This window comes from Streptomyces sp. NPDC104581, from assembly GCF_055583685.1.
Map to the genome: position 1 here is coordinate 100396 of NZ_JBVJNN010000001.1, position 8004 is coordinate 108399.

The following is an 8004-nucleotide window of genomic DNA, read 5'->3' on the forward strand; positions in this document are numbered from 1 at the left end:
ACCACCACCGACACCAGTCCGCGATCACACGAGGTTCACGCACATGAGCAGTGACTCCCCTTCCCCGGACGCCTGGTGGAAGTCCGCCGTCGTCTACCAGATCTATCCGCGCAGCTTCGCCGACTCCGACGGTGACGGCGTCGGGGACCTGCGCGGCATCATCGGCCGGCTGGACCATCTCGCCGCTCTCGGCGTGGACGTGCTGTGGCTGTCGCCGGTGTACCCGTCGCCGCAGGACGACAACGGGTACGACATCAGCGACTACCAGGACATCGATCCGTCCTTCGGCACGCTCGATGACTTCGACGACCTGCTCGCCGCCGTGCACGCGCGCTCGATGCGGCTGGTCATGGACCTGGTCGTCAACCACACCTCCGACGAACACCCGTGGTTCACCGAGTCACGGCGGGGGCCGGACAGCCCCCGGCGTGACTGGTACTGGTGGCGGCCCGCCCGGGACGGCGCCGGCCCCGGCACCCCGGGCGCCGAGCCCAACAACTGGCGCTCCTTCTTCTCCGGCCCCGCCTGGGAGTACGACGAGTCCGGCGGCGCGTACTACCTGCATCTGTTCTCCCGGAAGCAGCCCGATCTCAACTGGGAGAATCCCGAGGTGCGCGCCGCCGTGCACCGGATGATGAACTGGTGGCTCGACCGGGGTGTCGACGGCTTCCGGATGGATGTCATCAACCTCATCTCGAAGGACCCGGCCCTGGCCGACCGGACGCACCACGGCGCGGGTCCCCGGATCCACGAGTTCCTCCAGGAGATGCACCGCGAGGTCTTCGCCGGCCGCCCCGAACGGCTCCTCACCGTGGGCGAGATGCCGGGCGTCACCGTCGAGGAGGCCCGGCTCTTCACCGATCCGGCGCGCGCCGAGGTGGACATGGTCTTCCAGTTCGAGCACGTCGGACTCGACCACGGGGACGGCAAGTTCGACGTACGGCCGCTGGACCTGCTCGATCTGAAGGCGTCCCTCGGCCGCTGGCAGGACGGACTCGCCGAGAGCGGCTGGAACAGCCTCTACTGGAACAACCACGACCAGCCCCGTGTCGTCTCCCGCTTCGGAGACGACGGGCCCGCCCACCGGGTCAGGTCCGCGACGATGCTCGCCACCGTCCTGCACCTGCACCGCGGCACACCGTACGTCTACCAGGGCGAGGAACTGGGCATGACCAACGCCCCGTTCACCTCCGTCGAGGACTTCCGCGACATCGAATCCCTCAACCACTACGCGGAGGCGGTCGGCGGCGGCGCCGACCCGGCCCGCGTCCTGGCGGGGCTGCGGGCGATGGGCCGTGACAACGCCCGTACGCCCATGCAGTGGGACGCCTCCCCGCACGCCGGGTTCACCACCGGTACCCCGTGGATCCCGGTCCATCCGAATCACACGGAGGTCAACGCGGCGGCGGCGTACGCGGATCCGTCGTCGGTCTTCCACCACTACCGTCGGCTGATCGAGCTGCGGCACTCCGAACCGGCCGTGGCACACGGCGACTTCACCATGCTGCTGCCCGAGGACCCGTGTGTGTACGGCTTCACCCGACGGCTGGCGGCGGCGGACGGCACGGCGACCGAGCTGCTGGTGCTGGGCAACTTCACCGCGGCCGAGGCCGAGGCCGGGCTCCCGGACGACGGCTGGCGGGACGCGGAGCTGCTGATCGGCAATGTCCCGGAGCCCGGCCCGCTGTCGACGACGGTCACGCTCGCCCCGTGGGAGGCACGGGTCCACCGCCGCCGGACACGTCCGCGGAGCTGACGGGCGGCGTCTCCTCCGGGAAGGCGCGGCGTACGAACGAGGCGATGTGGTGGTGGAGGGCGTCCCCGGCCGCCGTCGCGTCCCCGGCGAGCGCGAGCCGCAGGATCTCCCGGTGCTCGGCCGCCTCGCGCTCCCACGTCGGGACGGCGGCCCACGCCACGGTGGAGACGAGGGCGGCCTGGTCGCGGATCTCGTCCAGCATCCTGGCGAGGAGCGGGTTGCCGCAGGGCAGATAGAGCGCCCGGTGGAAGTCGCGGTTGGCGAGGGACCGCTCCGCCCGGTCGGCCGCCGACTCGGACCGGTCCAGGGCCTCCTGGGCCGCGTCGAGCCCGGCCCGCCCGCTCACCGAGCGGCGCAGCGCCTCCGGTTCGAGCAGCAGACGTACGTCGTACACCTCCCGTGCCATGGCCGCGTCGACATGCCGGACGACGGCGCCCTTGTACTGGCTCATGACAACGAGTCCGGTGCCGGCGAGGGTCTTGAGCGCTTCGCGTACGGGCGTCTTGGACACACCGAACTGCGCGGCGAGTTCGGCTTCGACCAGCGCCTGTCCCGGTGGGAGCCGCGCCGTGAGGATGGCGTGCTTGATCGCCTCCAGCACGTACTGGGTGCGGGACGGTATCGGCGTGGGCGTAAAGGTCATGTGTCATATATGACGTATGAAGTACGACGCGTCAACGCGGTTGACGGAACACATGCGTGAAAATGGGGTCGGCCCCGGGGGTGTGTCATCCCCCGGGGCCAATTCTGCCTTGCCGCCGGTCACTTACGGCCCGCCGGCCGAGCCGTCGGACCGGCGGCTATGTCCCGATGGTGAAGGTGTCGATGTCGAACAGGGAACCCGCTCCCCCGGTGAAGGTGAGGAACACCGGTCCGGTGGGTGTGCCCGACAGCGTGGTGGACACGGTGCGGAAAGTCTCCCAGCCACCGGTGTTCGGCACCGCGACCGTACCGAGGACCGGTCCGGTCGCCGACCCCGAGCGGATCTGCACGGTGCCTCCGGCGCCGGCCGACGAGACCCTCGCGGAGAAGGTCTTCGCACCGGTGAGCGACGCCTGGGAGTATCCGGCCCAGTCGCCGTTCTCGATGTAGCCGAGGGTCCGGCCGCCGCTCGCCGGCGCGTGGTCGGCGGGCTGGACACCCTGCCCGGATGTGTAGGACTCCCCCTCGTAGATGGCCGACTGGGGCGGTGTGGTGCCGCCCAGTTCCTTGATCCGGATGTTGCGGAAGGACACGTCGTCACCGGTACCGTGGTTCTGGATCCCGATGTGCCCCTGCTTCAGGGAGCGCACCGGATCGGTGTTGGTGAAGTCGTTGATCCGTACGCCGTTCAGGAAGACCTGGAGCCGCTCCCCCTCCACCCGGATCTCATAGGTGTTCCAACTGCCCGGCGGGTTCAGGGCGTTGTCGCGCGCCGTGAGATCCGCCGCCTTGAAGCCGTAGACGGAGCCGGTGGTCCGGTCGGCCGCGTCGGTGGCGTCGATCTGGATCTCGTAGCCCTGGTTCACCGAGATGTTGACGTCGTCGGAGGCCGGGAAGCCCACGAACACACCGGAGTTGTCGTCCCCGGCCATGCGCCAGTCCAGCTTGAGGGAGTACGAGGCGTACTCCTTCGCGCGGTACCAGTACAGGCCCATGCCGCCCTGCGAGTTCAGCGTGGCGTCGGTGTTGGTGAAGCTGCCCGGTCCCGCCTGGGACCAGCCGGTGGTGGAGCCGTTGTAGAGGGTGGTGTAGCCGGTCTCCGCGCGGCAGTCGGCCTTGGCGAAGCCCGCCGCGTAACGGATGCCGCCGAGCAGCAGGGACCGGAACGCGGGGTCGGCGTACGACTCCTGGGTGTGGCCGTGTCCGGTGTAGAAGGAGCGGCCGTTGCCCTGCGGGTGGCACCAGGTGATCGGGTGGTCGCCGCCCATCTCCCCGCCGCTGTAGCTGGACTCGTCCAGGCTCTGGAGGACGCGGACCTGCGGGCGGGGATTGGTGCGGTAGTTGTACCACTCGTCCGTACGGGACCAGGTCTGGCCCAGGTGGGAGGTGGCCGCGTGCGACCGGTCCTCGTTCTTCACCGTGGCCCGCTGGATCGCCGGGTGGCTCTTGAACCAGGCGCCGACGAGCTGCTCGTAGTGCGGCCACTCGTACTCGGTGTCGGCCGCCGCGTGGACACCGAGGTAGCCGCCACCACCGTCCACGTACCCCTGGAGCGCCGACTGCTGACTGGTGTTCAGCACGTCGCCGGTGGTGGAGAGGAAGACGACGGCCTTGAAGCCGGCCAGGTTGGACGAGGTGAAGGCGTTGCTGTCCTCGGTGGCGGTGACGGTGAAGTTGTTGGCCGCGCCGAGGTCGCGGATGGTCTGGATGCCGACGGGTATGGAGTCGTGGCGGAAGCCCGCCGTCTTGGAGAAGACGAGGACCTTGTAGGCGGGGTCGGCGGCCTGGACCGCCGTGGCCGGTGCCACGAGCGACGCGGCGAGGCCGAGGGTGAGGGCGAAGGCCGCCGCGGCGGTCTTCGGCAGGGTGCGGAGCTGACGGAGCATCATGGTCTCCTTGACTCGCGTCACTTGGTGAGAGTGAGGGTGTCGATGTCGAACAGGGAGCCGGCCCCGCCGGAGAAGGTGAGGAACAGCGCCCCGGAGGATCCGGTGCCGGTCAGCGTGGTGGAGACGTTGCGGAAGGTCTCCCAGCCGCCGGTGTTGGGTACGGCGACGGTGCCGAGGACGGCCCCGGTGGGAGAGCCCGAGCGGATCGTCACGGTGCCGCCCGCGCCCGCCGACGACACCTGCGCGGAGAAGGTCTTGGTCCCGGCCGTCGGGACGGAGGCGTACCCCGCCCAGTCGCCGTTCTCGATGTAGCCGAGGGTCTTTCCGCCGCTCGCCGGAGCGTGGTCGGCCACCTGGACCCCCTGCCCCGAGCTGAACGACTCGCCCTCGACGGTCTGGCTGGAGCCGCTCCCCCCGGTGGTGAAGGTGAAGGCGTCGACGTCGAACAGGTTCCCCTGCCCGGTCACGCCCTTGAAGACGAGGAACAACTCCGTGGACGCGGACGGGGCGTTGGCGACGTTCGCCGATACGTCGACGAAGTTCTCCCAGCCGCCGGTCGGGGCCACGGCCACCGAGCTGAGCAGGGTGCCGGTCGCGGAGCCCGCGCGGACCTCCAGGGTGCCGCCGACGCCGCCGGAGGCGACCCGGGCGGTGAACCGGGTGGCGTTGGAGAGGTTGTACGGCTTGAAGGAGACCCAGTCGTTGTTGTCGGTGAAGCCGACGGTGCTGCCGCCCTCGGCGTTGCCGTGCGCGGCGACCTGGATCCCGGACTGGGCGCCGAAGTGCTCGGCCTGGCGGTGCCGGGGCTGGAGGATACGGGCGCTGTGCGTGGTCAGCCCGGCGCCGTCGGTGTACTCGGCGTCGAAGACCCCGTAGATGTTGGCCGCGCTGTCGTGCTCACCGTCGGCGGGCACGTTGAGATTGCCGGAGCAGCCGGTGGCCTGGGTGATCTGGTGCCGGTGCTCGTCGTGGCCGAGCAGATAGGTGACCTTGACCTTGGAGCAGTCGATGGTCCCGTCCTCCGGGTCGCTGACGGTGACCTGGAAGGGCACGGTGTCACCGAAGGAGAACAGCTGGCCGTCCTTGGGTGTCTGGAGGGTCACGGTCGGCGCGGTGTTGCCCGCCGTGACGACCAGGCTCGCCGTACCGGTCAGCCCTTCCGGGTCCCGGACGGTCAGCGTCGGCCGGAAGGTGCCCTTGGTGGTGTAGGTGTGGCTCGGGTTGGCGGCGGTGGAGGTGGTGCCGTCGCCGAAGTTCCACGAGTAGGTGAGGGCCTTGCCCTCGGGGTCCGCGCTGCCGGCCGAGGAGAACGCGACGGTCAGCGGGGTGGGGCCGGAGACCTTGTCGGCGGCGGCTTTGGCGACGGGGTTGCGGTTGGCGCCCGCGAGGTACTCCACGCGGTACAGGGCCTGGTTGTTGGAGCCGGTGCCGTAGTCGAGGACGTACAGCGCGCCGTCCGGGCCGAAAGCCTGGTCCATGACCTGGGTACCGGTCCAGGGGAACGCCTCGATGACGCCCGGCGTGCCGTCGGACTTGACCTCGATGGCCTTGATCCACTTGCGGCCGTACTCACCGGCGAAGAAGCGGCCGTCGAGCGACTGCGGGAACTTCACGGCGGAGTTGAGGTTGGGGTCGTAGCGGTACACGGGGCCGCCCATGGGCGACTCGGAACCGCCGCCGAACTCGGGCGGGGAGCCCGCGTCGCCGCCGTACTTGATCCAGCTGGACTTGGCGGCGGGCAGGGTCGGCAGCCCGGTGTTGCGGAAGGAGTTGTTCGCGGGCGCGGCGCAGTTGTACTTGGCCGCGGACGGGCCGCTCGGGAAGGTGAACTCGCTGTAGGTCTCGGCAGCCGTGTTGGTGCCGGTGCAGTACGGCCAGCCGTAGTTGCCCGGTCCGGTGATGCGGTTGAACTCGACCTGGCCGCTGGGTCCCCGGCTCGCGTTGGTGACTCCGGCGTCCGGGCCGTAGTCGCCGAGGTAGACGATGCCGGTGGCCTTGTCGACGGACATCCGGAACGGGTTGCGGAAGCCCATCGCGTAGATCTCGGGACGGGTACGGGCGGTGCCGGGTGCGAAGAGGTTGCCGGAGGGCACGGTGTAGCCGCCTGCCGCGGTCGGCTTGATCCGCAGGACCTTGCCACGCAGGTCGTTGGTGTTGCCCGAGGAGCGCTGGGCGTCGAACTGCGGGTTGCGGTCGGTGCGTTCGTCGATCGGCGAGTAGCCGGAGGACTCGAACGGGTTGGTGTCGTCGCCGGTGGTCAGATAGAGGTTGCCCTGTGCGTCGAAGTCGATGTCACCGCCGACGTGGCAGCACTGGCCGCGGTCGTTGGGGACTTCGAGCACGACCTTCTCGCTGGCCGGGTCGAGTGTGTTGTCGGCCTTGAGCGTGAAGCGGGAGAGGTTGAGATGTCCCTTCCACGGCTCGAAGGCCGCGGCGTTGCCGGTGACGGGGGCGTCGCCGCCCGGCGTGTTCAGCTTGGGCGAGTAGTACAGGTACAGATAGCGGTTGCTCTGGAAGTTCGGGTCGGCGGCTATCCCCTGGAGACCTTCCTCGTCATGGGTGTAGACGTCCAGCTTGCCGGCCGATTTGGTGTTGCCCGCGGCGTCCGTGTACCGGACCGTTCCGTCCCTCGCCGTGTGCACGACGGCGCGGTCGGGCAGTACGGCGAGTGACATCGCCTCCCCCAACTCGGCTGAGCCGAGGGCGAGTTGTACCTGCTGGTAGTCGCCTGCCGGAATGGCGGCGGGTGCGGCGGGTGCTGCCTCGTGGCCGGGGTGACCGGGATGGGCGGCGGCGGTGGGAACGCTGATCGCGCCGCCCCCCACCACCAGACCCAGCACCGCGAGCCACCGCAGCCACTTCTGTCTCGGGCGCGGCCGTCCTGAGAGTCCTGACATCGAGCTTCCTTCCTTACCTGATCCAAGGGGAGCGAGGCAGGCGGAAGCGCGGGCGAGCGCGCCACCGTGTCTCACTCAGGGAGGAACCTGCCGACCGGGTGATGTCCCGTCACCCGGTGAGCAGCCGTGCGTCCGTGCAAGGGCATGTGATGCGGCACCGAACATTCGCGGGAAACCCACGAGAGTTTTGCATGCTGGCAACGGGATCATAATTTGTCAAGATCCTATCCAAATAGCTGTGACCTGCCGCTGTCCGGACTCGGCGGGTGCGGGCTTCAGGCTGAGGAGGTAAGGCGTTTGACGATCGGCCCGGATCGCGTTCGCACACTGAACAAATGTCACGAGGCGGTGCGCTCGGGGGGATGCGGCTAAGGGTTGTCCCGTGATCCCCGGTGGATCAGCGTGCGGCGTCGGATGCGGTGCGTCGCAAGGCGGAGGGTCGTCCTCCTACTGGGCGTATTCGGGCGATCCGACAACGCGGCGAGGCGCCGTAGCCGTCGTCGCGCGCCCGCCGGGGATCACGGGACAGCCCTTAGGGACGGTTCGCGTCGCGCTGTCGGCGGAGTTCCGCGAGCCGGCGCCGCGTGCTCACGGTGTTCTCGTGGTCCGGGCCCAGGATCCGGGACCGCGACTCCAGCACCGCCTCGTACTCCGCTTCGGCTTCGTCGCAGCGCCCGAGTCCCTGAAGCGAGTGGGCGAGGTTGTGGGGGGGGGGGGGGGGGGGGGGGGGGGGGGGGGGGGGGGGGGGGGGGGGGGGGGGGGGGGGGGGGGGGGGGGGGGTGGTACCTTCTCGGATGGTGGGGTGGTGTATTTTAGGGGC

Annotated in this window: 5 protein-coding genes; 1 reads left to right on the forward strand and 4 read right to left on the reverse strand. The window is 69.7% G+C overall.

Annotation, left to right across the window (positions count from 1 at the left end):
- Window positions 1–43 precede the first annotated feature (43 nt).
- Window positions 44–1756, forward strand: coding sequence for a glycoside hydrolase family 13 protein (locus ACZ61E_RS00440; protein WP_469696272.1), 1713 nt, complete (start codon window positions 44–46; stop codon window positions 1754–1756).
- On the opposite strand, the gene ACZ61E_RS00445 is transcribed toward ACZ61E_RS00440, so the two are convergent.
- From ACZ61E_RS00445 to ACZ61E_RS00460, 4 genes are all read right to left on the reverse strand, one after another.
- On the reverse strand, window positions 1698–2399 hold the full coding sequence (locus tag ACZ61E_RS00445; RefSeq protein ID WP_469696273.1) for a GntR family transcriptional regulator: 702 nt from the start codon (window positions 2397–2399) through the stop codon (window positions 1698–1700). The genes ACZ61E_RS00440 and ACZ61E_RS00445 overlap by 59 nt on opposite strands.
- A 157-nt stretch (window positions 2400–2556) precedes the next feature.
- Window positions 2557–4284, reverse strand: coding sequence for a ThuA domain-containing protein (locus tag ACZ61E_RS00450; protein WP_469696632.1), 1728 nt, complete (start codon window positions 4282–4284; stop codon window positions 2557–2559).
- A 20-nt stretch (window positions 4285–4304) separates the two neighbouring features.
- A complete protein-coding gene (locus ACZ61E_RS00455) occupies window positions 4305–7184 on the reverse strand; it encodes a carbohydrate-binding protein (RefSeq protein ID WP_469696275.1) in 2880 nt (959 codons plus the stop codon).
- A gap of 532 nt (window positions 7185–7716) precedes the next feature.
- Window positions 7717–7995, reverse strand: coding sequence for a tetratricopeptide repeat protein (locus ACZ61E_RS00460; protein WP_469696634.1), 279 nt, complete (start codon window positions 7993–7995; stop codon window positions 7717–7719).
- Between the last annotated feature and the right edge of the window lie 9 nt (window positions 7996–8004).

Excerpts from the sequence above, each read along its gene's own strand:
- ACZ61E_RS00440 (WP_469696272.1), top strand. The coding sequence starts at position 44 with ATGAGCAGTGACTCCCCTTCCCCGGACGCCTGGTGGAAGTCCGCCGTC.
- ACZ61E_RS00445 (WP_469696273.1), bottom strand. The coding sequence starts at position 2,399 with ATGACCTTTACGCCCACGCCGATACCGTCCCGCACCCAGTACGTGCTG.
- ACZ61E_RS00450 (WP_469696632.1), bottom strand. The coding sequence starts at position 4,284 with ATGCTCCGTCAGCTCCGCACCCTGCCGAAGACCGCCGCGGCGGCCTTC.
- ACZ61E_RS00455 (WP_469696275.1), bottom strand. The coding sequence starts at position 7,184 with ATGTCAGGACTCTCAGGACGGCCGCGCCCGAGACAGAAGTGGCTGCGG.